The sequence below is a fragment of the Marinobacterium sp. xm-m-383 genome, assembly GCF_013283255.1.
Classification (GTDB): domain Bacteria; phylum Pseudomonadota; class Gammaproteobacteria; order Pseudomonadales; family Balneatricaceae; genus Marinobacterium_E.
Genome location: NZ_WBYT01000003.1, coordinates 313,831 through 340,027, shown reverse-complemented (window position 1 = coordinate 340,027; position 26,197 = coordinate 313,831). Strand labels below are relative to the sequence as shown.

37 protein-coding genes and 1 riboswitch are annotated in these 26,197 nt (G+C 46.7%); of the genes, 27 read left to right on the top strand and 10 right to left on the bottom strand.

What is annotated here, in order from left to right; all coding sequences use genetic code 11:
* Nucleotides 1-2: 2 nt before the first annotated feature.
* The 23 genes from rpsS to rplQ all read left to right on the top strand — a co-directional run bounded on the left by rpsS (nucleotide 3) and on the right by rplQ (nucleotide 10,939).
* A complete protein-coding gene (rpsS, locus tag XMM383_RS07320) occupies nucleotides 3-278 on the top strand; it encodes a 30S ribosomal protein S19 (RefSeq protein ID WP_173480312.1) in 276 nt (91 codons plus the stop codon).
* Between the two features lie 12 nt (nucleotides 279-290).
* Nucleotides 291-620: a 50S ribosomal protein L22 gene (gene rplV / locus XMM383_RS07315; protein ID WP_173480313.1), complete on the top strand. Its 330-nt coding sequence runs from the start codon at nucleotides 291-293 to the stop codon at nucleotides 618-620.
* A gap of 25 nt (nucleotides 621-645) precedes the next feature.
* Entirely contained in the window at nucleotides 646-1,326 is a 681-nt protein-coding gene (gene rpsC, locus XMM383_RS07310) for a 30S ribosomal protein S3 (protein WP_173480314.1), read from the top strand.
* Between the two features lie 11 nt (nucleotides 1,327-1,337).
* The gene (rplP, locus tag XMM383_RS07305) at nucleotides 1,338-1,751 is read left to right on the top strand and encodes a 50S ribosomal protein L16 (protein ID WP_173480315.1); all 414 of its coding nucleotides are present in this window, start codon (nucleotides 1,338-1,340) and stop codon (nucleotides 1,749-1,751) included.
* Entirely contained in the window at nucleotides 1,751-1,942 is a 192-nt protein-coding gene (gene rpmC / locus XMM383_RS07300; RefSeq protein WP_173480316.1) for a 50S ribosomal protein L29, read from the top strand. The genes rplP and rpmC overlap by 1 nt, the downstream gene beginning before the upstream one ends.
* The gene (rpsQ, locus tag XMM383_RS07295; RefSeq protein WP_173480317.1) at nucleotides 1,943-2,206 is read left to right on the top strand and encodes a 30S ribosomal protein S17; all 264 of its coding nucleotides are present in this window, start codon (nucleotides 1,943-1,945) and stop codon (nucleotides 2,204-2,206) included.
* A gap of 84 nt (nucleotides 2,207-2,290) precedes the next feature.
* Complete coding sequence (gene rplN / locus XMM383_RS07290; protein ID WP_173480318.1) at nucleotides 2,291-2,659, top strand: 50S ribosomal protein L14; 369 nt, start codon at nucleotides 2,291-2,293, stop codon at nucleotides 2,657-2,659.
* Nucleotides 2,660-2,759: 100 nt separating this feature from the next.
* Complete coding sequence (gene rplX, locus XMM383_RS07285) at nucleotides 2,760-3,074, top strand: 50S ribosomal protein L24 (RefSeq protein WP_173482922.1); 315 nt, start codon at nucleotides 2,760-2,762, stop codon at nucleotides 3,072-3,074.
* Nucleotides 3,075-3,088: 14 nt separating this feature from the next.
* Nucleotides 3,089-3,628 carry a 50S ribosomal protein L5 gene (rplE, locus tag XMM383_RS07280; RefSeq protein WP_173480320.1) on the top strand — a complete coding sequence of 180 codons (540 nt, stop codon included), beginning with the start codon at nucleotides 3,089-3,091 and terminating at the stop codon, nucleotides 3,626-3,628.
* Nucleotides 3,629-3,642: 14 nt separating this feature from the next.
* The gene (gene rpsN, locus XMM383_RS07275; protein WP_173480321.1) at nucleotides 3,643-3,948 is read left to right on the top strand and encodes a 30S ribosomal protein S14; all 306 of its coding nucleotides are present in this window, start codon (nucleotides 3,643-3,645) and stop codon (nucleotides 3,946-3,948) included.
* 94 nt (nucleotides 3,949-4,042) lie between these two features.
* Entirely contained in the window at nucleotides 4,043-4,435 is a 393-nt protein-coding gene (gene rpsH, locus XMM383_RS07270) for a 30S ribosomal protein S8 (RefSeq protein WP_173480322.1), read from the top strand.
* Between the two features lie 11 nt (nucleotides 4,436-4,446).
* Nucleotides 4,447-4,980 carry a 50S ribosomal protein L6 gene (rplF, locus tag XMM383_RS07265; protein WP_173494769.1) on the top strand — a complete coding sequence of 178 codons (534 nt, stop codon included), beginning with the start codon at nucleotides 4,447-4,449 and terminating at the stop codon, nucleotides 4,978-4,980.
* A 9-nt stretch (nucleotides 4,981-4,989) separates the two neighbouring features.
* On the top strand, nucleotides 4,990-5,340 hold the full coding sequence (gene rplR, locus XMM383_RS07260) for a 50S ribosomal protein L18 (RefSeq protein ID WP_173480324.1): 351 nt from the start codon (nucleotides 4,990-4,992) through the stop codon (nucleotides 5,338-5,340).
* Nucleotides 5,341-5,351: 11 nt separating this feature from the next.
* Nucleotides 5,352-5,855: a 30S ribosomal protein S5 gene (rpsE, locus tag XMM383_RS07255; RefSeq protein ID WP_173480325.1), complete on the top strand. Its 504-nt coding sequence runs from the start codon at nucleotides 5,352-5,354 to the stop codon at nucleotides 5,853-5,855.
* Nucleotides 5,856-5,858: 3 nt separating this feature from the next.
* Nucleotides 5,859-6,038: a 50S ribosomal protein L30 gene (gene rpmD, locus XMM383_RS07250; protein ID WP_173480326.1), complete on the top strand. Its 180-nt coding sequence runs from the start codon at nucleotides 5,859-5,861 to the stop codon at nucleotides 6,036-6,038.
* Nucleotides 6,039-6,054: 16 nt separating this feature from the next.
* Nucleotides 6,055-6,489: a 50S ribosomal protein L15 gene (rplO, locus tag XMM383_RS07245; protein WP_173480327.1), complete on the top strand. Its 435-nt coding sequence runs from the start codon at nucleotides 6,055-6,057 to the stop codon at nucleotides 6,487-6,489.
* Nucleotides 6,489-7,814, top strand: a complete 1,326-nt coding sequence (gene secY / locus XMM383_RS07240) for a preprotein translocase subunit SecY (RefSeq protein ID WP_173482921.1) — start codon at nucleotides 6,489-6,491, stop codon at nucleotides 7,812-7,814. The genes rplO and secY overlap by 1 nt, the downstream gene beginning before the upstream one ends.
* 16 nt (nucleotides 7,815-7,830) lie before the next feature.
* The gene (gene rpmJ / locus XMM383_RS07235) at nucleotides 7,831-7,947 is read left to right on the top strand and encodes a 50S ribosomal protein L36 (RefSeq protein ID WP_007021200.1); all 117 of its coding nucleotides are present in this window, start codon (nucleotides 7,831-7,833) and stop codon (nucleotides 7,945-7,947) included.
* Nucleotides 7,948-8,091: 144 nt separating this feature from the next.
* Nucleotides 8,092-8,448, top strand: a complete 357-nt coding sequence (gene rpsM / locus XMM383_RS07230) for a 30S ribosomal protein S13 (RefSeq protein ID WP_173480329.1) — start codon at nucleotides 8,092-8,094, stop codon at nucleotides 8,446-8,448.
* Nucleotides 8,449-8,467: 19 nt separating this feature from the next.
* Nucleotides 8,468-8,857 (top strand): 30S ribosomal protein S11, encoded by a 390-nt coding sequence (gene rpsK / locus XMM383_RS07225; protein WP_173480330.1) that lies wholly within the window; start codon nucleotides 8,468-8,470, stop codon nucleotides 8,855-8,857.
* Nucleotides 8,858-8,877: 20 nt separating this feature from the next.
* Nucleotides 8,878-9,498, top strand: coding sequence for a 30S ribosomal protein S4 (rpsD, locus tag XMM383_RS07220; RefSeq protein WP_173480331.1), 621 nt, complete (start codon nucleotides 8,878-8,880; stop codon nucleotides 9,496-9,498).
* Between the two features lie 22 nt (nucleotides 9,499-9,520).
* Nucleotides 9,521-10,525 (top strand): DNA-directed RNA polymerase subunit alpha, encoded by a 1,005-nt coding sequence (gene rpoA / locus XMM383_RS07215; RefSeq protein WP_173480332.1) that lies wholly within the window; start codon nucleotides 9,521-9,523, stop codon nucleotides 10,523-10,525.
* Between the two features lie 33 nt (nucleotides 10,526-10,558).
* Nucleotides 10,559-10,939 (top strand): 50S ribosomal protein L17, encoded by a 381-nt coding sequence (gene rplQ, locus XMM383_RS07210; RefSeq protein ID WP_173480333.1) that lies wholly within the window; start codon nucleotides 10,559-10,561, stop codon nucleotides 10,937-10,939.
* Nucleotides 10,940-11,194: 255 nt separating this feature from the next.
* Here rplQ and XMM383_RS07205 read toward each other — a convergent pair whose 3' ends face one another.
* From XMM383_RS07205 to XMM383_RS07190, 4 genes are read right to left on the bottom strand one after another with little or no spacing between them, the layout of a single operon-like run.
* A complete protein-coding gene (locus tag XMM383_RS07205) occupies nucleotides 11,195-12,487 on the bottom strand; it encodes a TRAP transporter large permease (protein ID WP_173494768.1) in 1,293 nt (430 codons plus the stop codon).
* Nucleotides 12,484-12,969, bottom strand: a complete 486-nt coding sequence (locus tag XMM383_RS07200; RefSeq protein ID WP_173482919.1) for a TRAP transporter small permease — start codon at nucleotides 12,967-12,969, stop codon at nucleotides 12,484-12,486. Before XMM383_RS07200 ends, XMM383_RS07205 begins: the two co-directional genes overlap by 4 nt.
* A gap of 52 nt (nucleotides 12,970-13,021) precedes the next feature.
* Nucleotides 13,022-14,053, bottom strand: a complete 1,032-nt coding sequence (locus XMM383_RS07195) for a TRAP transporter substrate-binding protein (RefSeq protein WP_173494767.1) — start codon at nucleotides 14,051-14,053, stop codon at nucleotides 13,022-13,024.
* A 21-nt stretch (nucleotides 14,054-14,074) separates the two neighbouring features.
* Nucleotides 14,075-15,283: a M20 aminoacylase family protein gene (locus XMM383_RS07190; RefSeq protein WP_254443093.1), complete on the bottom strand. Its 1,209-nt coding sequence runs from the start codon at nucleotides 15,281-15,283 to the stop codon at nucleotides 14,075-14,077.
* Nucleotides 15,284-15,381: 98 nt separating this feature from the next.
* Between XMM383_RS07190 and XMM383_RS07185 the strand changes: the two genes are divergently transcribed.
* The 4 genes from XMM383_RS07185 (at nucleotide 15,382) to XMM383_RS07170 (ending at nucleotide 19,389) form a co-directional block, all read left to right on the top strand.
* On the top strand, nucleotides 15,382-16,308 hold the full coding sequence (locus XMM383_RS07185) for a LysR family transcriptional regulator (RefSeq protein WP_173494766.1): 927 nt from the start codon (nucleotides 15,382-15,384) through the stop codon (nucleotides 16,306-16,308).
* 72 nt (nucleotides 16,309-16,380) lie between these two features.
* On the top strand, nucleotides 16,381-17,046 hold the full coding sequence (locus XMM383_RS07180; protein ID WP_173494798.1) for a nitroreductase: 666 nt from the start codon (nucleotides 16,381-16,383) through the stop codon (nucleotides 17,044-17,046).
* A gap of 369 nt (nucleotides 17,047-17,415) precedes the next feature.
* A riboswitch (glycine riboswitch) is annotated at nucleotides 17,416-17,511 on the top strand.
* A gap of 168 nt (nucleotides 17,512-17,679) precedes the next feature.
* Nucleotides 17,680-18,921, top strand: coding sequence for a D-amino acid dehydrogenase (locus XMM383_RS07175; RefSeq protein WP_173494765.1), 1,242 nt, complete (start codon nucleotides 17,680-17,682; stop codon nucleotides 18,919-18,921).
* A 39-nt stretch (nucleotides 18,922-18,960) separates the two neighbouring features.
* Nucleotides 18,961-19,389 carry a heme-binding protein gene (locus XMM383_RS07170; RefSeq protein WP_173494764.1) on the top strand — a complete coding sequence of 143 codons (429 nt, stop codon included), beginning with the start codon at nucleotides 18,961-18,963 and terminating at the stop codon, nucleotides 19,387-19,389.
* Between the two features lie 84 nt (nucleotides 19,390-19,473).
* On the opposite strand, the gene XMM383_RS07165 is transcribed toward XMM383_RS07170, so the two are convergent.
* The 6 genes from XMM383_RS07165 to paaE form a co-directional block, all read right to left on the bottom strand.
* Nucleotides 19,474-20,481: a TRAP transporter substrate-binding protein gene (locus tag XMM383_RS07165; RefSeq protein WP_173480334.1), complete on the bottom strand. Its 1,008-nt coding sequence runs from the start codon at nucleotides 20,479-20,481 to the stop codon at nucleotides 19,474-19,476.
* A 94-nt stretch (nucleotides 20,482-20,575) separates the two neighbouring features.
* Nucleotides 20,576-21,904, bottom strand: coding sequence for a TRAP transporter large permease (locus tag XMM383_RS07160; RefSeq protein WP_173480335.1), 1,329 nt, complete (start codon nucleotides 21,902-21,904; stop codon nucleotides 20,576-20,578).
* Between the two features lie 12 nt (nucleotides 21,905-21,916).
* Entirely contained in the window at nucleotides 21,917-22,447 is a 531-nt protein-coding gene (locus tag XMM383_RS07155; RefSeq protein ID WP_173480336.1) for a TRAP transporter small permease, read from the bottom strand.
* Entirely contained in the window at nucleotides 22,444-22,902 is a 459-nt protein-coding gene (locus XMM383_RS07150; RefSeq protein WP_173482914.1) for a DUF3237 domain-containing protein, read from the bottom strand. The genes XMM383_RS07155 and XMM383_RS07150 overlap by 4 nt, the downstream gene beginning before the upstream one ends.
* 118 nt (nucleotides 22,903-23,020) lie before the next feature.
* Nucleotides 23,021-25,078 (bottom strand): phenylacetic acid degradation bifunctional protein PaaZ, encoded by a 2,058-nt coding sequence (paaZ, locus tag XMM383_RS07145; RefSeq protein ID WP_173482913.1) that lies wholly within the window; start codon nucleotides 25,076-25,078, stop codon nucleotides 23,021-23,023.
* Between the two features lie 28 nt (nucleotides 25,079-25,106).
* Nucleotides 25,107-26,183: a 1,2-phenylacetyl-CoA epoxidase subunit PaaE gene (paaE, locus tag XMM383_RS07140; protein WP_173494763.1), complete on the bottom strand. Its 1,077-nt coding sequence runs from the start codon at nucleotides 26,181-26,183 to the stop codon at nucleotides 25,107-25,109.
* Between the last annotated feature and the right edge of the window lie 14 nt (nucleotides 26,184-26,197).

Below are 26,197 nucleotides of genomic sequence, written 5' to 3'. Positions count from 1 at the left end.
CTGTGCCACGTTCACTTAAGAAAGGTCCATTTATCGACCTTCACTTGTTGAAAAAGGTAGAAGCTGCAATCGAGAACAGCGATCGTAAGCCAATTAAAACTTGGTCTCGCCGTTCTACAATCTTTCCGAACTTTGTCGGTTTGACGATTGCGGTACATAACGGCCGTCAGCATGTCCCAGTATTCATTACTGAAGATATGGTCGGTCATAAGCTGGGTGAGTTTGCAGTGACTCGTGCCTTTAAAGGCCACGTTGCAGACAAGAAAGCTAAGAAGTAATAGGAGTTGATGATGGAAGCTATTGCAAAGCATAACGGCGCCCGCATCTCCGCTCAGAAAGCTCGTCTGGTTGCTGACCAGATCCGCGGCAAATCTGTTGGCGAAGCTCTGAATATTTTGGCGTTCAGCACCAAGAAAGGTGCACACCTGGTTAAGAAAGTGCTTGAGTCTGCTATTGCTAACGCAGAGCACAATGAAGGTGCTGACATTGACGAACTTCGCGTTGCGACTATCTTCGTTGATGAAGGCATGACCATGAAACGTATCCGTCCGCGTGCTAAGGGACGAGCTGATCGTATTTTGAAACGCTCGTGTCATATCACTGTTAAGGTCGCAGACTAAGAGCTGAGTACTAGGAGATTTAATCATGGGTCAAAAAGTTAACCCAACCGGTATTCGACTTGGTGTCGTAAAAGACCATACTTCTGTGTGGTATGCGGACAAAGCCGATTACGCGAAGAAGCTGTTGAATGACCTTGAAGTACGTAAGTACCTTGAGAAGCAGCTAGAAAAAGCATCTGTAAGCCGTATCGAAATCGAGCGTCCTGCACAGAATGCGAAAATCACCATCCACACGGCGCGTCCAGGCATCGTGATTGGTAAAAAAGGTGAAGACGTAGAAGTTCTACGTTCAACTGTTTCTAAGATGATGGGTGTGCCAGTTCACATCAACATCGAAGAGATTCGCAAGCCAGATATGGATGCGAAGCTAGTTGCGCAGAACATTGCAGGTCAGCTAGAGCGTCGTGTTATGTTCCGTCGTGCTATGAAGCGCGCCGTACAGAACACAATGCGTGCTGGTGCAAAAGGTATCAAGATCTCTCTTGCAGGCCGTCTAGGTGGTGCTGAGATCGCACGTACTGAGTGGTACCGTGAAGGTCGTGTACCTCTACACACTCTACGTGCTGATATCGACTACGCTACATACGAAGCCCACACTACTTACGGTGTGATCGGCATCAAAACTTGGATCTTCAAAGGTGAAGTTCTTGGTGGTATCGAACAGGTACGCGCTGAGAAAAATGCACCTGCGAAGAAAGCGAAGTGAGGTAGCGGAACATGTTGCAACCTAAGCGTCTAAAATTCCGTAAGGTAATGAAAGGCCGCAACCGCGGTTTGGCTCAACGCGGCAGCAGCGTTAGCTTTGGTGAATTCGCACTGAAATCGACCGAACGTGGTCGCATCACAGCGCGTCAGATCGAAGCAGCTCGTCGTACCATGACTCGTCACGTAAAACGTGGTGGTAAAATCTGGATCCGTGTCTTCCCAGACAAGCCGATCACAGGTAAGCCGCTAGAAGTACGTATGGGTAAAGGTAAGGGTAACGTTGAGTACTGGGTCGCTCAGATCCAACCAGGTAAAGTACTGTTTGAAATGGCAGGCGTACCTGAACAACTCGCGAAAGAAGCCTTTGAACTAGCGGCAGCTAAGCTTCCGCTTTCAACAACTGTAGTTAAACGGACGGTGATGTAATGAAAGCTACTGAACTACGTGATCAATCCGTAGAAGAGCTTCAGCAAACATTGCTGACTCTCCTTAAGGATCAGTTTAACTTGCGTATGCAAAAGGCTACTGGCCAGTTGGCACAGACTCACATGTTGGGTCAGGTTCGTCGCGACATTGCTCGCGTTAAGACAGTACTTAACCAAAAAGCAGGTGACTAAATGAGCGCTGAAAAACGTACTCGTACCGTTACTGGTAAAGTTATCAGTGACAAGATGGATAAGACCATCACTGTGTTGGTTGAGCGCAAGGAAAAGCACCCGATCTACGGTAAATTCATGAAGCGTTCAACTAAGTTGCACGCACACGATGAGAAGAATGAATGCCAAGCGGGTGACCTAGTGACAATCGCGGAAAGTCGCCCTCTGTCTAAGACTAAGTCTTGGTCATTGGTACGCATTGAAGAACGTGGAGCAAAGGTGTAAACTATTGCACCTTTGCTTCACTAGCCGCCTTATTCGACGGTCGATTGAGGGTCGAATGAGGCACTAGAGATTGTGGAGTAAACCATGATTCAAACTGAAACGATGCTTGATGTCGCTGATAACAGCGGCGCTAAGCGAGTGCAGTGTATTAAAGTACTAGGCGGTTCACACCGTCGTTACGCTAACGTTGGCGATGTTATCAAGGTATCGGTTAAAGAAGCGATTCCTCGTGGCAAAGTTAAAAAAGGCCAAGTACTTAAAGCTGTCGTAGTACGTACCCGTAAAGGTGTTCGTCGTCCCGATGGTTCATTGATCCGTTTTGATGTTAACTCAGCGGTTCTATTGAACGCGAACGACGCTCCAATCGGAACTCGTATCTTCGGCCCAGTAACGCGTGAGCTTCGCTCTGAGAAGTTCATGAAGATCATTTCCCTGGCGCCTGAAGTGCTATAAAACCTCGAAAAATTCGAAGTTTTTAAGGAAAACGTCAAGCTCTAACGAGTTTGGCGTTTTTCAGCATGAGGAAGGTAGTAGGAAACGAAGGTAAATTAAAATGCGCAAGATTAAACGTGACGACGAAGTCATCGTTATCGCAGGTAAAGACAAAGGTAAGCGTGGCAAAGTTGCTCGCGTACTTGAAAACGATCGTTTGATCGTGTCTGGCATCAACATGGTGAAAAAACACCAGAAGCCAAACCCTATGCTTCAGCAACCAGGTGGCATCATTGAGAAGGAAGCGGCTATCGCGACTTCTAACGTTGCTATCTTTAACGCTGCGACTGGTAAAGGCGACCGTGTAGGCTTCAAGACTCTTGAAGACGGCACTAAAGTTCGCTTCTACAAATCAACTGGCGAAATCGTTGAGTAAGAGGAGTAGAACAGATGTCTAGATTGAAAGCGCTTTACGAGACTCAGATCAAACAGAGTCTTAAAGAAGAATTGAATTCGCCAAACGTAATGGCTGTTCCACGTGTTTCTAAAATCACTCTTAACATGGGTGTTGGTGAAGCACTGGCAGACAAGAAGCTTCTAGAGAATGCAGTAAATGATATGACTGCAATCGCTGGTCAGAAGCCTGTTGTTACGTTGGCTCGTAAATCTGTAGCGGGCTTTAAAGTTCGTGAAGGTTGGCCAATCGGTTGTAAGGTTACTCTACGCGGCGAGCGTATGTGGGAATTCCTAGACCGTCTAGTTGACGTTGCGGTTCCACGTATCCGTGACTTCCGTGGTCTTAACCCTAAGTCATTTGACGGCCGTGGTAACTACAGCATGGGTGTTAAAGAGCAGATCATCTTCCCAGAGATCGACTACGACAAAGTAGACGCGATCCGTGGTCTTGATATCACTATCACGACGACTGCGAAGACAAACGACGAAGGTCGTGCTCTTTTGACTGCACTGCAGTTCCCGTTCAAGAAATAAGGAAGGGATAAGATATGGCTAAGGTATCTATGTGGGAGCGTGAAGTTAAGCGCGAAAAACTAGCGGCTAAGTTCGCTGAGAAACGCGCTTCTCTGAAAGCTATCATCGCTTCACCAGCTTCTTCTGAAGATGAAGTGTGGGAAGCACAAGTTGCGTTGCAGAAACTGCCACGTGACGCTAGCCCAGTACGTAAACAGCGTCGCTGTCAGGTAACAGGTCGTCCACATGCGGTTTACCGCAAGTTCGGTCTTTGCCGTAACCAGCTACGCGAAGCTGCAATGCGCGGCGACGTACCAGGCCTTAAGAAAGCTAGCTGGTAATCGACCAGTTAGTTAACGGTAAGCGTAGTGGTCAGGGCCACGTCAGTGATGACGGGGCTACCGCACTACGCTGCACAAGAGAGGAAGTTAAAGCATGAGCATGCAAGACACGCTCGCGGATATGTTCACACGTATCCGCAACGGTCACATGGCTGAGAAAGTTGCTGTTGCTATGCCATCTTCAAAGCAGAAAGTTGCTATTGCAGCGGTTCTACAAGAAGAAGGTTACATCAACGGTTACTCAGTTGAAGGTGACGTTAAGCCTGTGCTGTCTATCGAACTGAAATACTTCGAAGGCAAGCCAGTAATCGAAGAGATCAAGCGAGTATCTAAGCCATCTCTACGTATCTACAAATCTGCATCTGATCTTCCAAAAGTATCAGATGGCCTAGGTTGCGCAATCGTTTCTACTAGCAAAGGTGTAATGACCGATCGCGCTGCGCGCGCTGCTGGTATCGGCGGTGAAGTGATCTGCACAGTATTCTAAGGGGATTTACGATGTCACGTATCGCTAAAGCGCCTGTTGCTGTGCCTGCTGGTGTAGAGATCTCAATCTCTGGCCAGACGATCAGCGCTAAAGGCAAAAATGGTCAGCTATCACACGAAGTACACCCATCAGTTACTGTTGAACAGGCTGAAGGTTCATTGAACTTCGGTACTCGTGACGGTGCTAAACAATCTGTTGCACTGGCTGGCACAACTCGTTCTATCGTTAACAACATGGTTACTGGTGTTAGCGAAGGCTTCAAAAAAGAGCTAACACTGATCGGTGTTGGTTACCGTGCTGCGGTTTCTGGAAGCACTCTAAACCTGACTCTGGGTTTCTCACACCCAGTAGAGTACGCACTGCCTGAAGGTATCAAGGCAGAAGTACCTAACCAAACGACTGTTGTCATCTCTGGTGCCGACAAACAAGTTGTAGGCCAGGTTGCTGCTGAAGTTCGTGGTTTCCGCCCACCTGAGCCATACAAAGGTAAAGGTGTTCGTTACAGCGACGAATTTGTTCGCCGTAAAGAAGCTAAGAAGAAGTAAGGCAGGGTTATGAACGTTAAAAAAGAATCTCGTTTACGTCGTGCTCGTCGTTCACGCGCTAAAATGCGTGAGATCGGTACTGCACGTCTGTGTGTTAACCGCACACCGCGCCATATCTACGCGCAAATCGTAACTGCAGATGGCGCTACAGTTCTTGCTGCAGCTTCTACAGTTGAAAAAGATATGCGTGAAAGCGCAACTGGTAACATCGAAGCGGCTAAAAAGGTCGGTACTCTGATCGCTAGCCGTGCAAAAGAAGCAGGTGTTAGCCAGGTAGCGTTTGACCGCTCTGGTTTTAAATACCACGGTCGTGTAGCTGCTCTAGCAGACGCTGCACGTGAAGGCGGTTTGGAATTCTAAAGGTTTCTATTATGGCAAATCACGAACAGAAAGACGGTGAACTGCAAGAGAAGCTTGTTCAGGTAAACCGTGTAGCCAAAGTAGTTAAGGGTGGTCGTATCTTCGGCTTTACAGCTCTTACTGTAGTTGGTGACGGCAATGGCCGTGTTGGTTTTGGTCGCGGTAAAGCGCGCGAAGTACCTGTTGCAATTCAAAAGGCAATGGAACAAGCACGTCGTAACATGGTGAGCGTTTCTCTAAACGGTCACACGTTGCAGTACCCAATCAAAGCACGTCACGGTGCTTCAATGGTCTACATGCAGCCTGCATCTGAAGGTACTGGTGTTATCGCCGGTGGCGCGATGCGTGCAGTTCTTGAACTGGCTGGTGTAGAAAACGTATTGGCTAAGTGCTACGGCTCAACTAACCCAGTGAACGTTGTTCGCGCGACTGTTAAAGGTCTTGCGTCTATGGCGTCTCCTGAAGATGTTGCAGCTAAGCGCGGTAAGTCAGTCGAAGAGATCCTGGGGAACTAATCGATGGCTAATACAGTTAAAATCACTTTGGTACGCAGCCCAATCGGTATCATTCCGAAGCATAAAGCTACCCTAACAGGTCTTGGTCTACGTCGCATGAACCACACTGTTGAGTTGGAAGACACTCCTGCAGTTCGTGGCATGATTAACAAAGTCAACTACATGCTTCGTGTAGAAGACTAATAGAGGAGTCACCCAAATGCGTTTGAATACTCTTCGCCCGGGTGCCGGTTCTAAGCACGCTCCTAAGCGTGTTGGACGTGGTATCGGCTCCGGCCTAGGTAAGACTGGTGGTCGTGGTCACAAGGGTCTTAAATCTCGCTCAGGCGGTAGTGTTAAGCCAGGTTTTGAAGGCGGTCAAATGCCTTTGCAGCGTCGTCTGCCAAAATTTGGTTTCACATCTCGCCAAGCGCGTTACGTAGCTGAAATTCGTCTAAACGAATTGGCTGCTTGCGGTGTTGACGTAGTTGACCTCGCAGCGCTTAAACAGGCTGACATTATCCGTGAAGAGATCACCTCTGCACGTGTAATTCTGTCTGGTGAAATTACTAAAGCAGTTACCGTTAAAGGTCTTAAAGTGACTAAAGGCGCTCTAGCTGCAATCGAAGCTGCCGGTGGTAAGGTAGAAGCGTAATGGCAACTAAAGGACAAGTACCAGCAGGAAATGCAAGCGGACTAGGTGAGCTTTGGGCTCGTCTACGTTACGTTGCGATTGCGATCATTGTGTATCGTATTGGCGCGCATATTCCAGTTCCGGGTATTAACCCAGATCGTCTTGCTGCTCTGTTTGATCAGAACCAGGGTACGATCCTAAGCCTATTCAACATGTTCTCGGGTGGTGCACTCGAGCGCATGTCGATCTTGGCTCTAGGTATCATGCCGTACATCTCTGCATCGATTATCATGCAGTTGATGACAGCGGTTAGCCCTCAGCTTGAACAGTTGAAGAAAGAGGGTGAAGCTGGTCGCCGTAAGATCAACCAATACACACGCTACGGTACAGTTGCACTAGCAACTATTCAGGGCTTGGGTATGACCGTTGGTCTAGCTAATCAGGGTGTGGCATTTAGCACAGCGTTTAACTTCTACTTTGTAGCCGTTATTACACTGGTCGCTGGTGCAGTATTCCTAATGTGGCTTGGTGAGCAGATCACTGAACGTGGTATCGGTAACGGTATCTCGATTCTGATCTTTGCTGGTATCGTAGCGGGTCTACCTGGTGCGATCGGTCAGTCCTTTGAATCGGCTCGTCAGGGTGATCTTAACATCCTGGCGCTGCTAGCAATTGCAGTGTTAGCGGTAGCGACGGTTGGTTTTGTCGTGTTCATGGAACGCGCACAACGTCGTATCACCATTAACTACGCAAAACGCCAGCAGGGTAACCGCGTTTATGCGGGCCAAACCAGTCACCTGCCTTTGAAGGTCAACATGGCGGGTGTTATCCCACCGATCTTCGCAAGCTCTATTCTGCTATTCCCTGCATCTCTAGGCCAATGGTTTGGTCAGAGTGAGGGTATGGATTGGCTTCAGGATGTTGCATTGGCTCTAGGCCCAGGCCAGCCGTTGTACATTCTGTTGTTCTCGGCAGCAATTATATTTTTCTGTTACTTCTACACGGCGATTATGTTTAATCCTCGTGAAGTGGCAGATAACCTGAAGAAATCGGGTGCTTTCATCCCAGGTATTCGTCCAGGTGAACAGTCTGCTCGTTACATCGACTCAGTATTGAGCCGCCTTACTCTGTTTGGTGCTCTTTACATCACTGCGGTATCTCTGATGCCACAGGCGATGGTAGTTGCATGGAACGTACCTTTCTACTTCGGTGGTACTTCGTTACTGATCGTTGTAGTGGTGGTAATGGACTTCATGGCACAAGTGCAATCGCACCTAATGTCACACCAGTATGAATCATTGATGAAGAAGTCGAATCTAAAGGGTGGCGCAGGTCTACTGCGTTAAACCATTGAGGTGAATTATGAAAGTACGCGCATCTGTTAAGAAAATTTGCCGTAACTGTAAGATCGTACGTCGTAACGGTTCCGTTCGCGTGATCTGTAAGGTTGAACCTCGTCACAAGCAGCGTCAGGGTTAATCCTAAGCTGTAAACGAGGCGGAAGGGCGCATGGGTTGATTTAATAATAATCAACCCGTATAATTGCGCGCCTTCCACGAACTGAATGTAATTTCGTACCCAGTTCTTGCTGGAAGCGAATAATTAACTAATGGAGTACATTGAATGGCCCGTATAGCTGGCGTCAATATTCCTGACAACAAGCACGCGGTAATTTCACTGACTTACATTTATGGAGTCGGCCGCACAACTGCACAGCAGATTTGTGACACAGTAGGTATCGATCCAACGACTAAAGTTGGCGATCTTTCTGAAGAGCTACTCGACAATGTTCGTGGTGAAGTTACTAAGTTGACTGTTGAAGGCGACCTTCGTCGTGAAGTCAACATGAATATTAAGCGTCTTATGGACCTTGGTTGTTTCCGTGGTATCCGTCACCGTCGTAATCTACCGGTGCGCGGACAGCGTTCTAAAACTAACGCACGTACCCGTAAGGGCCCACGTAAACCGATCCGTAAGTAAGCGATAGGAATTACTAACTATGGCTAAGCCGAGTAATCGCACACGTAAAAAAGTTAAAAAGCAAGTTGCGGATGGCCTTGCGCACATCCACGCTTCTTTTAACAACACCATTATTACTATTACCGATCGTCAAGGTAATGCTCTTTCTTGGGCAACTTCTGGAGGCTCTGGCTTCCGTGGTTCTCGTAAGAGCACGCCGTTCGCTGCACAGGTTGCTGCTGAACGTGCTGGTCAAGCTGCACTAGAGTACGGCTTGAAAAACCTAGACGTGTTTGTGAAGGGTCCTGGACCAGGTCGTGAGTCTGCAGTGCGCGCACTGAACGCTTGTGGCTACAAAATCGCAAACATCACGGATGTGACACCTATTCCACACAATGGTTGTCGCCCTCCGAAGAAACGTCGCGTTTAATCTGGAGACGGTAAGTAATTATGGCTCGTTATATTGGACCTAAGTGCAAGTTGTCTCGCCGCGAAGGCACTGATCTCTTTCTTAAGAGCGGTGTTCGCGCACTAGACAGCAAGTGCAAGGCTGAAACTGTACCTGGCGTACACGGCGCTCGTCGCGGTCGTTTGTCAGACTACGGTCTACAGCTTCGTGAAAAACAGAAAGTTCGTCGTATCTACGGCGTACTAGAAAAGCAATTCCGCGGCTACTACAAAGAAGCAGCTCGTCGTAAAGGCGCAACAGGTGAAAACCTTCTGCAACTTCTTGAAAGCCGTTTGGATAACGTTGTATTCCGCATGGGTTACGGCTCTACACGTGCTGAAGCACGTCAGATCGTTTCTCACCGCTCAATCACTGTTAACGGTGAAGTAGTAAACGTTGCTTCTTACCAAGTAGCAGCGGGCGATGTGGTTGCAGTACGTGAAAAAGCTAAAAACCAACTACGTATCAAAGCGGCGTTGGAACTGGCTGCACAGCGTGCACCGGTAGAGTGGGTTGAAGTTGACTCTGCAAAAATGGAAGGCACTTTTAAAGCCATGCCAGAACGCGCAGAACTACCAGCTGAGATCAACGAACAGTTGATCGTCGAACTTTACTCTAAGTAATTTTTAATTAAACGGTGGAACTATGCAGAGTTCAGTAAATGAGTTTCTAAGCCCACGTCACATCGACGTACAGGAGATTAGCAAGACTCGCGCTAAGGTTACATTGGAACCTCTAGAGCGTGGCTTCGGTCACACCTTGGGTAATGCGCTGCGCCGTATCCTTCTATCTTCTATGCCAGGTTGTGCAATTACAGAAGTAGAAATCGACGGTGTTCTGCATGAGTACAGCAGCATCGAAGGTGTTCAGGAAGATGTCATTGAGATCCTCCTGAACCTTAAAGGTGTTGCGATCATCATGCACAACGGCGACGAAGCGGTGCTGACAATCAACAAGTCGGGTCCTGGTGCAGTTACAGCTGCAGATATCCAGCTAAACCAAGACGTTGAAATCGCTAATCCGGAACACGTGATTGCTACGCTAACTAGCGCTGGCAGTCTGAACATGCGCCTAACTGTTTCCCGCGGTCGCGGCTACGTACCTGCTGATGCTCGTACTAGTGAAGACGATGAGACACGTGCTATTGGCCGTCTGCAGCTAGACGCTAGCTACAGCCCAGTACTACGTGTTTCTTACGCAGTTGAAGCTGCGCGTGTTGAACAGCGTACAGACCTAGACAAACTGGTTATCGATATTGAGTCTAACGGCACAATCGATCCAGAAGAGTGCATCCGTCGTGCAGCAACGATTCTGCAGCAACAGCTAGCAGTATTTGTTGACCTTGAAGATGCAAGCGAACAAGCGAAGTCTGAGCCAGCAGAGCCAGAGATCGATCCAGTACTTCTTCGTCCTGTTGATGATCTTGAGCTAACTGTGCGTTCCGCGAACTGTTTGAAGGCTGAGCAGATCTACTACATCGGTGACCTAATTCAGCGTACCGAAGTTGAACTGCTAAAAACTCCGAACTTGGGTAAAAAGTCACTTACAGAGATCAAAGACGTTCTTGCGTCTAAAGGTCTGTCGCTAGGTATGCGTCTTGAGAACTGGCCACCAGCTTCTCTTAAAGGCGACGACAAAGTGGCTTCTTAAGTCGACTTAGCTAAGTTTTAAAGGATAGATAAGATGCGTCATCGTAAATCTGGTCGTCATTTGAATCGTACCAGCTCACACCGCAAAGCGATGTTCAAGAACATGGCAGTTTCTTTGATCGAGCACGAATTGATCAAAACAACTCTGCCAAAAGCTAAAGAACTTCGTTCTGTTGTTGAGCCACTAATCACATTGGCGAAAAACGACTCTGTTGCTAACCGTCGTCTGGCTTTTGCCCGTACACGTAGCGATGCAGCAGTAGGTAAACTATTCAACGAACTGGGTCAGCGTTACGCTACTCGCCCAGGCGGCTATGTTCGTATCCTTAAGTGCGGTTTCCGTGCTGGTGATTCGGCTCCAATGGCTTACGTAGAACTAGTTGATCGTCCAGTTGCTGAGTCTTCTGAAGACTAAGCACTGTGTTGATCCATAAAAAACCCGGCTTGTGCCGGGTTTTTTGTTTCTAGCGTTACCTTCCACTTGTTTTGTTTTTAAATAGCGTCTGTCCATGCATTATGGTTGATTGAACGCTGTCTTATATATGTCCAGTTCATTAAGTTTTACCTGCGCTTATGTAGGCTTAAATTCATTACAACTGCAAATAAAAAGGGCGCTTTACGGTTACCAATCGTAAAGCGCCCTTTGTGATTTTAGTGACCTAATAGTGGATCATCGCATCATTTCTACTAATCCCAGTGATAGGCTTGGTACTGCTATTAATAGAATTAGCCTTAGTAAATCGACACCAATAAAAGGAACTAGCCCTTTGAAAATCGATGCAAATGATACATTGGGCAGTGTCGCCTTAAGAACGAATACGTTCATGCCAATCGGTGGGGTAATTAGGGCTATTTCAGTAACGACCACGACAATAATGCCGAACCAAATAAGATCGAATCCATTAGCGAGTACGATTGGGACGAATAGAGGTACACAGATCAAAATAATGGCCAGTGAATCCATTACACATCCTAACAGTAGGAATATGATCATGATCAGAGCGATCAATTCATAATTACTCAGACCTGAAGCCTCTACTGCACTCAATATACCTTCGGCTAGCCCTGAGAAAGATACAAATTTTGCGAACAGCATAGCGCCAAATAGGACAGAGTAGAGCATGACGGAGGTAAAAGATGCATCTAAGAAGATGTTTTTTAACTTCGCCCAGGTCATCCGTTTTTGCCAAACAGCTATGATTAAGGCAAATCCTGCCCCCATGCCAGCTGCTTCTGTAGCTGTGAATACCTTCGCGTAGATGCCTCCAAATATCAGAATAAACAGCATAAAGAATGGCCACACTCCTTTTAAGGATTCAACCTTCTCTTTAGCGTCTGATCGATCGCCTCGTGGTGCATGTTCTGGCTTGAAGAGTGCTACGACGTATATTGCTAACATATAAAATGCTAGTCCTAATAATCCCGGCACAACACCGGCTATGAACAGTTCCCCAATGTTTGTCTGTGTCAGAATGCCATAGATCATTAGAATAATTGATGGCGGTATAAGAATACCCAGAGTGCCACCAGCTGCTATTGACGCAGATGCCAGAGAATCCGAATATCCGTATTTTTTCATACTGGGGTAGGCGACTTTTGACATGGTAGCGGCCGTTGCAAGACTCGATCCGCATACAGCGCTAAATCCGGCACAGGTCACCATCGTAGAGAGGGCTAGTCCACCTCTAATGTGTCCTAGATAAGCATTGGCTGCTCTGAATAAATCCGCCGCTATTCCCGTTTTAGATAGGATGTTACCCATCAATATAAACAGGGGTACCACGGCTAGATCGTATGAAAATACAGCGTCTGATATGGTCATGGAGAGCATAGTGATCGACGTCGAATAGCCATAATCCCAAGCAATACCAAAGAAACTAACGGTTAGAAGAGAGAAGGCCAAAGGCACTCTTAAAAATGCCAGTACTAGCACTAGCCCTAGGCAGATTAAACCAAGAGTCATATTGGTTCCTCGGATGTGATATCTGAATGGTGTCTAGCCGGTAATAGACTTGCTAAACCTGCTGTAAATGAGCCGAAAGCAAATAGGTAGTACATGTAACTGCGTGGAATTAGAAGCTCATGACTCACTTCGTGAATCTCAGTTGCATCCAAGGCCGCAATGACAAATTGATAACCAATCAAACCTAATGCAGCTGCTACAAGGCAGCGAATTAAGAAGTGCCACCAGTTCAGACTATCCTTCATTAGGAATCCATCTAATAGGTCGACGCAGAGATGACCTCTCGCTGCAGTGAGTAGAGGCAAACCGGTGAATACAATAACAGCCATAAAGTGTTCGGTTAAATCGTGTGCACCGTAAATGGGAGTATTAAATAGACGACGGCCTAATACATCTGCAAAGGTGAGAGCCACCATTAGGAATAGTGAGATCATTAAGATGATCTCAATGGTTTTGAAGGTCTTATCTATAATAGGCTTCATTTTCTTCCGCCTCTATAAAGCAAGGGGCTATCTAACAGACAGCCCCTTTTTGTTATTTATTAGCGTGAGCGTTGTAACGTTCTTTATGGTAGTTGACAATTTCCATTGGATTGTCGATACCAAAGTTACTAGCATCAGAGGCCCACTCATTGATGATTTTCTCGCGAGCTTCTGTAATTAAGGCCATCAGTTCTGGAGATGGTTCGCTGAAGCTGTGCTCACCAGAGGCGCGCATTTTTTCTTCTGCTGCTTTTGATTGAGCGTCAAATGTCCCACCCCATAGTTTAGCAAATGCGGCACCTGAAACAGTTTCGATCGCTTTTTTATCAGCTTTAGAAAGCTTATTCCATCTTTTCTCATTCATAGCCAAGAAGAACGAAGCATCATAGAAACCTTCTGGGATCTTAGTATGGTGGGTTAAAACGCCATCCAGACGGAAGTTAACAACTGATTCCATAGGGTGTAGTGATGCATCAATGACACCACCATTCAACATTTCGTAGGCTTTAGTAGCCGGGGCAGCGACAGGTATCGCACCCACTGTTTCAATCAGAACTTTTTGAATAGGTCCGCCCATGCGAACCTTTTGATTTGCGAGGTCTGCCGGTGTAACTATGTCTTTAGAACCATGGTTGATGACTCCAGGACCGAGTGTCCCTACACCAAGGACCTTAACCCCGTCGAACGCTGTATTAGCCTCTAGATGAGTTTTGTAGGTATCCCATAAAGCAAGCGATGAAGCTTCAGCTGAGTCACCAATAAAAGGCACTTCCGAGAACCAAACTGCTTTGAAACGTTCTGGCTCGTATGTCCAGTTTCCCCAAGTGATGTCAGCGACCCCTTTGCGAGCTAGCTCCCAATGCTGTGGTGGACTACCAACTGCTTTTGGCAGCATGCGGACAGTCACTCGGCCCTCAGTTGCTTCGCTAACATCTTCAGCCCAGTCTTTCAAAATTCCACTAACAAAGTGAGCTGGTGGAACCCAATTTGACATTGTGAGTGTTTCAGCTTGAGCGTTGAAGGATAGAGATCCAATCATTGTGGCCGCTGTTAGCGTGCCCATAATATTTGTTTTTATAGTCATTATTTGATCCTCAATAAAGGTCTATTTTATGGATGTTTCGCAGAAAAACTGCTCTATTAGGTCTACCCACATTTGAGTACCCACAGATAAAGCATCATCATTGAAATCATAGTGCGGGTTGTGTACGCTGCACGGCCCCACGCGTTTGCCATCGGTATGGCCGTTATCACCATTACCAATTAAGAAGTAACAGCCAGGAACGCTGTTTAACATGTAAGCAAAGTCTTCACTTCCAGTCAGAGGGGCTGCTTGTGAATCCACGAGCTCTTCACCGAATGCTCGCTCGGCTACTGTTCTAACAACCTCTGCATATTGAGCGCTGTTTTGTAGCACAGGGTAGCCGTATTGATAGCTGATTTGTGCGTTACAGTCATAAGCGGCTGCTTGATTATCGACCAGTTGTCTTATACGCCTTTCAAGCGTGTCACGTACTTCTGGTTGCAGTGCGCGAACACTTAATTCAAGCTCGGCTCTCTCTGGAATAACGTTGTAGCTTTGGCCGGCTGTAATTTTTCCAACACTAATAACGCCTGTGTGAATTGGATCGGTATTGCGGCCAATAATTGTTTGCAGACCAAGTACGGTGGCAGATAACGGTAGTGTTGGGTCGATCGACATTTGCGGGAGTCCGCCGTGGCCGCCTTTTCCTGTAAAGGTAATCTTCACAAGATCTGATGAGCACATGAAGGGACCACTTCGGAATTCGACACGACCAACAGGAACGCCAGGGTAATTATGGAGTGCAAAGATGGCATCGCATGGGAATTGTTCGAACAAGCCCTCATTGATCATGCGTTGTGCACCACCTCCACCACCAACCTCTTCTGCTGGCTGAAAGATAAGGTTGAGTGTGCCATTAAACGAACTTGTATCCGCTTCGGATATCGATTTCGCAGCCCCTAACAAAATAGAGGTATGCCCATCATGCCCACAGGCGTGCATCTTGCCTCTATTTTTGCTCTGGTAGGGTAGACCCGTCATCTCTTGGATCGGTAGCGCATCCATATCGGCTCTTAGGCCTATTTTAGGACCACTGCCATCACCAAATACCTTTTGAGCAACCACTCCTGTTTCTGCAATGCCTGTGGTGACTTGATAGTTCCATGATGTTAGGAGTTGTTGTACCAATTGGCTCGTATCGTTCTCCTCAAAACCTAATTCTGGATTTGAGTGAATACTGTGGCGCCAACTCTTCATGAGGTTGATCTGTGTATCGGTGATTTTTTTCATATCAGTACTTCTTGTAATTTCCAAACAGATTAAAACGAGTATATGATCTCAGCTATATGATTTTTTTGGCTATGTGATCATTTTTTGGTGTCACTAATATGAAGCAGCAACAAATACGTGCATTGGTTGCGATTGCGGATATGGGATCTATTCGCAGTGCAGCTGTTGAGCTCAACACCAGTCAGAGTGCTTTGACTAGGGCGATGCGTGAGCTTGAAGAGAGTCTAGGTGTGGAACTTTTGCAGCGCAGTTATCGGGGAGTTACTTTCACCCCTGCAGGTGAAGCGCTTTTAAAGCGGGCAAGATTAATTGTTGCGACCATCGAAAGAGCCAAGGATGAGGTTCAGCAGATCGGTGGTGGACGAGGCGCTAAGGTCTCAATTGGCGTCACTCCTGTTGTTGCTGCAACGATCTTAGCGGATATCTACAAAGGGTTTCACTCTCGCATGCCAGAAGCAAAGTTGGTTCTGACAGAGGGCTTGTTGACGACAATTGTTCCAGGATTGATTGAAGGGGCCCTGGATTTTGGTATTGCACTTGCATCCAAAGAGTCCATACCGTCTAAGTTAGTGTTCGAACCCTTATGCAACGTTAAAATAGTGGTTGCTGGAAGGGCTGGACATCCTCTTGCACACTCTAATGACTGGTGTGAGCTACTGGATGCCTCTTGGGTTCTTAATATGTCACTAGGTAGTAGTTCAAACTCCTTACTCCAATGGTTAGAAGAGGAGGGTTTGCCAAGGCCAAAAGAGGTTGTTCAGTGTACCTCTCCGCAAGTGATGCTGGAGATGATGCGAAGAACCGACTTAATAGGTTATGCGCCTGGGAGATACATCACTGATCGCTTTTCTGGAGCAGGGGTAGAGCCCTTCTCTGTTGATAAATTGCCTCCAGAAAATCAGTTGGGTATCGTCAAAGTAAGGGGTGTTCCGTTAACCCCTGCAGCACAGTATCTTCAGACTATGGCTCAAAGGTTGTTAGGCAGTGACTTTTCAAAAGAGTTAAGCGATCCTAATATTGTGTAAAGATCTAGTTAGATACATTTTATTTTAATCACCTCTTCTTAGATGAAGTTGGATTCAATGTTGAGATCAATTATGTCCGTTGAAAAAGCACTGCTTAACAGAAAAACCGTTAGGGCCTTTAAACCTGATCCTGTTCCGAAAGCGTTAATCGAAGAGCTGGTTGAGATTGCCAATCGCGCACCATCCAACGGGAATTTACAACCTTGGCGTGTTATTGCTCTGAGTGGAGAGTCGCTGGAGGTTTTAAAAACCAAGGCTGTGCAGAAACTTCAGCAAGATGGTTTTGAACAACCAGAGTACCAAGTCTATGTTTCACCTATGCCAGAACCCTATAGATCTCACCGTTTCGCTGTAGGAGAAGCCCTCTACAAGACGATTGGTGTGGCGCGTGAGGATAAAGCTGGACGACAGGCTCAGTTTGCAAAGAATGCCGAACTATTTGGCGCTCCTATGGGTCTATTCTTTTATATAGATCGCCGTCTTGGACCTGGGCAGTGGATGGATTTGGGGATGTACATTCAGAGTCTTATGTTGTTGTTGGAAGAGAGAGGGTTGAGTAGTTGTGCTCAAGGTTATTGGAGCTTTTTGCACGAGACGGTCACTTCAGTTACTGAAGCGAGTAATGAGTGGATGTTAGCCTGCGGTTTAGCTGTTGGATACGAAGATAAAGAGGCGTTTATTAATAGTTTAGAGTCTAGTCGTCAGCCATTAGGTGAATTCTTCCATCTCAAAGAGTAGTGAGCCAGTTGTCATAATAGAGCTGCAGTAGCTTATCTTTTAGCTATATCGTGGTTAGACTTATTTTAACTAGATGATCTAAAATTGATGTCATCCCTTTGCATCTGTTTTTTTAATATTTCTTAAAAGTAGGTTACCAATAATAGTCCTTACACTAAGGTGTATCTAATGACTAAACGGGCTGGATATCCAATAAAATAAAGGGCTCAGGCTCTTTATTCCTATTTTTAATTCAAAAAATTAACTCCTATAAATTTCCTTTCGTTAATAAATCCGTGGATGACTCCCCTCAAAAACAGTGTTCCATAAATTGTCTGGAAAATTGGTATAGGGTTGTTCTTTACAAAACGATGAGGTAGTTTGATCTCAATGGATCGTCCGGGAGAGAGTATTTTATAGCGCATAAAATACCGCCGAAGGAGCACGTGCCCCGCAAACTCTCAGGCAAAAGGACCGGCGATCTTTAAAACATCCGAAGAGTGATCTGCGCACTTTCAGATCCACCGAAGGAGCAAGCGCAGTCGTCAAAGGGGCGGCGAGCGTGAATCTCTCAGGTACCATGACGGAGAGGGCAGTCGGACATAAATGCAGTTCTGCTTATCAATTATTGTCCGCAAAAAAGAGTGCAATCCTATGCAAAATATTGCTGTTTTAGGTGCCGGTATCACCGGTATTACGACTGCCGCTAAATTACACGAACAGGGTTTCAACGTTACGGTTATTGATCGTCAACGCTACGCTGCAATGGACACTAGCTTTGCCAATGGGGGGCAACTGTCCGCTTCGAATGCAGAGGTGTGGAATACTTGGTCAACGATTCTGAAGGGTCTTAAATGGATGCTTCAGTCTGATGCTCCCTTGCTTGTGAACCCTAAACCCTCTTGGCACAAGATCAGTTGGATGCTCGAATTTATGGGTAACATTCCCAACTACGAGCGAAATACAATTGCAACGACAGAGCTTGCGATAGCCTCTCGAGCGCACATGCATGCCCTTGCAGATCGGTGGGGGGTGGAATATGACTCATCAGACTGCGGTATTTTACATTTCTACTCTGACAAAAAAGACTTTGAACATGCTCGGCATGTAAACAAACTATTGGCTAAAGGTGGCTTAGAACGTTTCGAGTTATCACCCTCAGAGATCATCGAAAAAGAACCACAACTTCATGGTGACTTTGTCGGCGGTTTTTGGACGCCTAGCGATTTTACCGGCGACATCCATAAGTATGCTTTTGGTTTGGCGGAGGCTATTCGTAAGGACGGCGTTAATTTTTTGATGGAGACCGAGCTGGTTGACGTTAAAACTGAGCAAGATGTCGTAAGGCTGAAAGATGCCAATGGCAGCGAGCTGGAGTTCGATGGCATCGTTGTTTGCTTGGGGGTTGGCAGCCGAGCGCTCGCCGCTAAGTTAGGCGATCGCATCAACATCTATCCAGTTAAAGGCTACTCGATTACCGTCAATTTGCGTGATGAGCAGAGCCAGCAGAGTGCGCCTATCCGTTCCCTTCTTGATGATAAAGCGAAGATAGTGACAAGTCGCTTGGGTGTTGATCGCTTCCGTATCGCTGGCACAGCTGAGTTTAATGGCTACAACCGAGATATTCGAGCAGACCGCATCAAACCGCTCGTTGATTGGTGTCAACATCACTTTCCTGGAGTGTCGACCGAAAGTGTGGTGCCTTGGGCAGGTCTTCGTCCAATGATGCCAAATATGATGCCTAAAGTAGGCGTTGGACGCCGTCAAAATGTCTTCTACAACACAGGGCATGGCCATCTAGGTTGGACGCTCAGTGCAGCGACCGCTGATCTAGTGACAGCGGCTGTTGTTGAAGCGCGAGATGGAAATCAGCAATTTAAACAGCTGGCGCATTAAACCAGTAACACTCGAAATCAGATTGAATTGGTGAAACATATGTTAAATATTACACGCTTAGATATATCTGATGCGGGGCTTTTGATTGAGGGTGCTCGCCTGAAGGCTAAAGAGATTGGCATTCCAATGTGTATCTCAATTGTAGATGAGTCAGGAAATCTTATCGCTTTTGAACGTATGGATGGTGGCAAGATCACCAGTGTGACCATTTCTCAGGATAAAGCGTTCACTGCGGCTGCCGCTAAAAAAGCGACCCATGATTACAATGCTGTGTGTCAGCCAGGTTCTCTCGTTTTTGGCATACATACCGCGTTGGGTGGTCGTTTATGTGTTGTTGGTGGCGGTTTACCGATCGAACATGATGGCCAAGTCGTTGGGGGTATTGGTTTAAGTTCTGGCACGCCTACACAGGATATGGAGTGTGCCCAGGCGGGGATTGATCATTGGCGATCACAGGTACAGGCTTAGCTTCACTGTAGGTAGGCCAGATTAGCCTTTAAGCCTTGAAATAAAAAGGGAAGCATATGCTTCCCTTTGATTATTTAGAACAGATTACTTTTGGTAGTTACGGAACGCTTCAAGAGCGGCTTTTGCATCGACACCGCGATCGGCTACCGATTCCATCCACATTGCGTCAAGACCCTTCATAGTGTTACGCATGTCTGCAGCGAGTTTTTCGTAGCTATCAACCATATGGATGTTAGTACCTACCTCTTTTGCATGCGTCATGCCGATCGCATCCATATCCTGCCATGTCTTACCTTGCATTCGAGATAGATTTTCACCTAGAGCTGCACGGATTGCTTCAGCATCTTTTGGATCTAGATCTTCCATGAATTCCTGGTTAGCTACGAAGCTGAACACAATGGTGTAAAGCGCTGTTGGGAAGACGGTTAGGTGGTCAGTGACTTCATCCAGTTTAAAGAACTTGTGTTCACCAGCTGGAAGGAAGGTACCATCAACAACACCTTGCTGCAGCTTCTCGTAAGAGCTAGGCGCTGAACCGCCGACAGGGGTCACTTCCAAGCGTGCAGCTAGTTCATTGACCATACCGCCGCCAAGACGGATCTTTTTACCCTTGAGGTCGTCTAAGCTGTTGATACGGAATTTAGAGTGGATAATGCCAGGTGCGTGTACCCACATGCCTAGTAGTTCTAGGCCTTCGTATTCGTTGGCATCAGCAAAATACTCTTGCTGCACCTTCCATAATGCTACAGATGCATCTTCTGCATCCGACATTTCACCTGGGATTTCAGCAACACCGGTTAAAGCAAAGCGACCTGGCGTGTAAGCGTTTACACCCCAAGAGGCATCAATGATGCCATCTTCTACTGACGAGTAGATTGTCTTTGGGTGACCTTGGAAGTTTTCGATAACAACCTTAACGCGGCCTTCAGTTGCCTCTTCAACCATCTTTTTGAACTCTGGCATCGCAACAGAGTTTTGTGGGTGAGTAGGTGGTAGCCAAGTCGCAACACGCATGGTTGTTTCAGCCATTGCGTTCATTGAGATTGCAGCGCCTACCGCTAGGCCGATTGCTTTAAGTTTTAGGTTGGTCATGTTTATTGCTCTCATTTTAAATGGTTATTTTTATAGTAAAAAAACAGTAAAAGTTATTTTAGGGATGACTTCCACTGCACCTTAGTCGAAACTGTTAACGATATAGCAGATCCGGCAAGAATAGGGTGATCGGTACAAAAGCGACGATCAGTGCTAAGCGTACAATGTCGGCACACCAGAATGGTGTTACGCCTTTAAAGATCGTGCCGGTTTTAATGTCTTTGAGAACAGCGCTGAGGACAAATACGTTCATACCCACCGGCGGTGTAATCAGACTGATCTCTGTCACTACAACCACCACGATGCCATACCAGACAAGATCGAATCCTAGGCTATCAATCAACGGGTAGAACACAGGGACCGTTAGCAGCAGCATTGATAGGCTTTCAAATACCATTCCCAAAAGAATGTAGATGCAAAGAATAACGATAATGACGGCCATGGGAGAGACATCAAGCGACTGCACAAACTCAAGAAGCCAAACGGGTAGACCGGCACGGTTGATGAAGTCAGAGAAGATCAATGCGCCGATGATCACGGCAAATAGCATGGTCGATGTTCGAACGGTATCCGACAGTACTTCGTAGGTTTTCACCAGATTGAGTTGTCCACGAAGTAGGGCGATCAAGAATGCGCCTGCCGCACCAATACCGGCTGCTTCGGTAGGCGTAAAGACGCCTAAGTAGATACCGCCCATTACGATCGTGAACAGCAGAAGTACACCCCAGATGCCTTTCAGTGCCTGCATGCGTTCTGCCCAGGTGAATTTCTCACCGGCTGGGCCCGATTTAGGATTGCGCATAACGACCCAGCGCACAGCTAACATGTAAAGAATGACGCCTAAAAGACCTGGTATAAAACCTGCCGCAAACAGTTCGCGGATACTGGTCTCTGTCAGTAGGCCGTAAATAACAAGGATGACTGACGGTGGTATCAGAATGCCAAGTGTACCGCCCGCTGCAATGGATGCGGTTGCAAGTGAATCGGCATAACCAAACTTACGCATTGGTGGCAGTGCAACCTTGGCCATGGTCGCCGACGTTGCTAGGCTGGAGCCACAAATAGCAGAGAAGCCACCACACGCAACAACCGTAGACATGGCGAGACCGCCGCGACGATGACCCAAAAAAGTATAAGCGGCGTTGTATAGCTCTTGAGACAGGCCTGAGCGAGTGACAAAGTTACCCATTAATATGAACAGAGGGACTACTGAGAGAGAGTACTCCTGTGCCGTCTCAATGACACGGTTAGAAGCCAAAGTCAGTGATGCTTTCCAACGGAAGTCGAAAAGGTTATCAAGAGTTAGGCCCTGTAAAATAGCGAAACCAAAGAACCCGACGATCGCCATCGCAAAGGCGATGGGCATTCGGATGACTAGAATTAAAAAGATAAGGAGCGCGAAGCCTATAATTACTGCGGTCATCGTGATAAATCCTTAATGCTTCTCTTTGTATATACGATAGATGCCATAGGTGATCATACCCAGTGCAGTGAACCAACTCATGACGGCGATGTACTCAATTAGATAGCCTACTGGTAGTTCCAAGTATTCTGTTACCTCGCCTCGGCGCAGTTTTCGTGCACCCAGTTGCCAAATACGTACACCGACAACGTAGAAGGAGGTTGAGATCGCCAGTGCCGAAAACATAGCCAGAATACGCACGATTTTGTGGCCAAGTGTTGAGTCTAAAAGGTCCACTAAAATGTGTCCTCCACGCCATGTCACAACAGGCATTTCGGCGAAGATAATGATGGCAAGACCTAGTTGGGTGATCTCAAAAGCACCATCAACCCCATTGTTGAAGAGGTAACGGCCGAAGACATCGGCAACGGTCAACATCATTAAAAAGAAGAGGCCACAAGCCGCTATGACTTCTAAGCCAAAAGCGATCCATCTGAAGGGGCCGGGCTCTGGGTAGTGTTGATCTAGCCACTCCGCGCGGCTAAGGGTAGTCTCGTTACTCATATGACCTCAAAAAAATCGATCTCTACACAGTCAGGTTTACGAACACCCGTGCCGATAAACAGACGTTCCGTAATCCACTGAAAGCGTTCGGCACTGGTTTCAAAAATAGGGGTGCACTTGAAGTAGACTTCGCTTGGATCGACGGGGATTCCATCGATGATCTTTTGTGTTACTTCTGGATCAGCAGCGCGCAGTGCTCGATTCTGTACAAATATGGTCTCGCCATCATCCGACTCAAGCACATAACGTGCATCCAGTTCGGCTAATCTTGGTGAAACGATACGTTGAAAGTCAGCACCACCAGGTAAAACACGGCCATTCCAGCCCTTACCTTGAACGGTGCCACCTGTAATCGGAATCACTCTGCGCGTGCCAAATTGTGCTGCACCTATCTCCTGGGGTGTAGCAATTTCAACACGCAGTGATGCGAAGTGCTTTAACTGTGGAATATCCATTAACGCTATACTCTATTTATTATCTGTAGTTTTTGGATACGAAGCTTATTGTTTAGGTGTACAACATATCACGTGTCGTCTCTAAATCTATGCACTTTTCCAACTAATTCACAAAAAATTATGGCTTTTGCGATTTTTGAACAAGGGTCAGGATATCGTAGCTTGCGACAAGCTCACCGTTTTGATTAACGACTTCGACATCCCAAGAGACAACACCGATAGCATCGCCTTTGTTGTTGACTTTACCTTGGTCAATTTTCGTCTTGCATGTGATTCTAGCTTGTATGGTATCGCCGATACCAACAGGGTTTACGAATCTGAGTGTGTCTAAACCATAGTTGGCCAGGACAGGCCCTACACCCGGATCAACGAATAGGCCAGCGGCCGCTGAAAGCACAAAATAGCCATGAGCGATGCGTTTCTCGAACATGGAGTCACAGGCCGCTTGCTCATCGAAGTGCATGTAAAAATGATCGCCTGAGAGGCATCCAAAATTAACAATATCAGCTTCTGTAACCGTTCTTCTGTGAGTTAATAGAGTCTGACCGATCTCGAGCTCATCGAAATGGTAACGGAATGGATGAAGCGGTTTTTCGATTTTGTCTGCGCCACGGACATATTGGCCTGTCACCGCCATCAGCATCGTTGGTGATCCTTGAACAGAAGCACGTTGCATGTAGTGTTTAACCGCTCGAATTCCGCCTAGTTCTTCACCGCCGCCAGCTCGACCTGGTCCGCCATGTTTAAGCATGGGTAACGGTGACCCGTGACCAGTAGATTCTTTTGATGAACGTTCGTCCAAAATGTGAACGCGTCCATGCCATACAGCCAGTTTAGGTGCTACCACGCCTGCGATGGCAGGGTCTTTAGTGGTTAATGTTGTCACCAAAGAGCCTTTGCCGCGTGCAGCGAGTGTGCAAGCGTGATCAACGTCTCTGTACGGCATCAGTGTGCTAACAGGTCCAAAAGGTTCAATATCGTGAGCCCCTCCCTCTGCGTCTGGAGAGGTGTTTAGTAGCAATGTAGGTTCAAAGAACGCGCCCTTTTCAGTGCCTTCACCAAAGGGTTTGCACTCTGCACCTCTACCAAGAAGCACGTCGCTGCTGGACATCAACATCTCTAGTTTTTCTTGTACATCACGCTGCTGATCTATTGAAGCAAGGGCTCCCATTCGAACACCTTCAATCGTTGGATCACCTAAAGTCGTTTTACCCAGTCTCTGTGTTAATGCACCTGAAACCGGTTCGATAAGATGCTCTGGGACTAGGATACGACGGATTGCAGTACATTTTTGTCCTGCTTTGACCGTCATCTCACGCGCCACCTCTTTAACAAAAAGCTCGAATTCCGCATCCTCTGGTGTCACATCAGGTGCTAGGATCGCACAGTTTAATGAGTCTGCCTCTGCATTGAATGGAATAGAGTGATTTAGAATGTTCGCATTGCTTTTTAACATCCGAGCGGTGTCTGCAGAGCCGGTAAAGGTTACGATGTCTTGAGAATCAAGTCGATCCAACAGGTCACCTGTAGACCCTATGATCAGTTGTATAGATCCTAATGGAAGCAGATTAGATTGATGCATCAGCTTCACGCACGCCTCGGTTAAGTAAGAGGTTTGCGAGGCAGGTTTAACGATAGCGGGCACGCCAGCAAGAAAATTGGGGGCGAATTTTTCTAACATTCCCCAAATAGGAAAGTTAAATGCATTGATGTGAACCGCAGCACCTTGCTTCGGAACTAGGATGTGGCTGCCAAAAAATTGTCCGACCTTACCCAGTTGGACAGGATCTCCCTCGTGAAGTGTATTGCCAGAGGGGAGTTCATTACGCCCCATGCTTGCATAAGCAAACAGTGTTGCAATACCACCTTCTATATCGATCCAGCTGTCATTTCTTGTAGCACCAGTATGAGCAGAAATCTGATAAAGAGACTCTTTGTGCTCCATCAGATATTTGCCTAGGTTTCTCAACACCGTGGCTCGTTGTTGAAAATCGAGAGCCAACAGACTTTTGTGACCAATCGTCTTTGCGTAGTCCAGACTTGAACTAAAATCTATTGCTTCAGAGTGAGTAGAAAAGACGGCATCACCATTAATTGCACTATTGAGTGTTTGATGAGCATTCTGACCAATCCATTGGCCTGCGATGAAACTTTGAACGATTGGTGTTGATGACATGATAAATCCGTTTATTGATTATAGTTTTTTATATTTGATCGAAATCTAGAACGACTTTGTCGCTTATTGGGTATGATTGGCAGGAGAGTACAAACCCCTCTTTGACCTCATAGTCTTCAAGCCCGATGCTAACATCCATCTCAACCTGACCCTCAACCACCTTGCATTTGCAGGTTGAGCAGACGCCTGCTTTACAAGAATAGGGAAGTTCTGCCCCTTGTTCGTTAGCTGCATCTAGGATGTTTTGCGTGTTCTGGGCAAGATCAAACTGCTTAACATGCCCATCGCGGATGATTTCAATGCTAGATAGGTGTGTTGCACGCTCAGCGGCTTCTGTTCGCTGTGCTCTTTTTTCACTACCCTGAGTCGTTCCGAAGAGCTCAAAATGAACGTTTTGCTTCGCGACTCCCGCTTTAATAAGTGATTCACTCACGGTTTCTGTCATTGATTGAGGACCACAAATAAAGACATCCGTTAATTGCTTAACATCGATCCATTTAGAGAAGAGGGCTTCACATTTCTCTGCGTCGATATGACCGTTATAAAGGTCTATGTCCTGTTGTTCGCGACTGAAGATGAAAATGAGATTTAAACGTCCCATGTAACTGTTTTTAAGATCTTCCAATTGATCTTTGAACATGGTGGAACCCGTCGCTCTGTTGCCATATATCAGTGTGACGCGGCTTTTTGGCTCCGATCTCAAAATGGTTTTGACCTGCGATAGAATAGGTGTGATACCACTGCCTGCTGCCATTAAAAGATAGTTACCTGAGCGCTCTTCATTAAGATCGGTATAGAAGTGCCCCATGGGTTCCATGACATCAATTTCATCCCCAATTGCCAACTGATCATTGGCAAAGTTGGAGAACAAACCGTCAGGCACTCGCTTTACAGCAACTCTAAGCTCGTTGTCATGGACACCACTGCAGATTGAATAAGAGCGGCGTACCTCTTCGTTATTGATGTTAGCTTTTAATGTTAGGTATTGACCTTGATTAAATCGAAAACGTTCCTGAATCTCGCACGGTACTTCGAAAGCTAACGAGACTGAGTCGCGTGTCTCTTCTGTGCGATCAGCAATTTTTAAACGGTGGAAGTTGCTCATTTTATCTCCCTAGC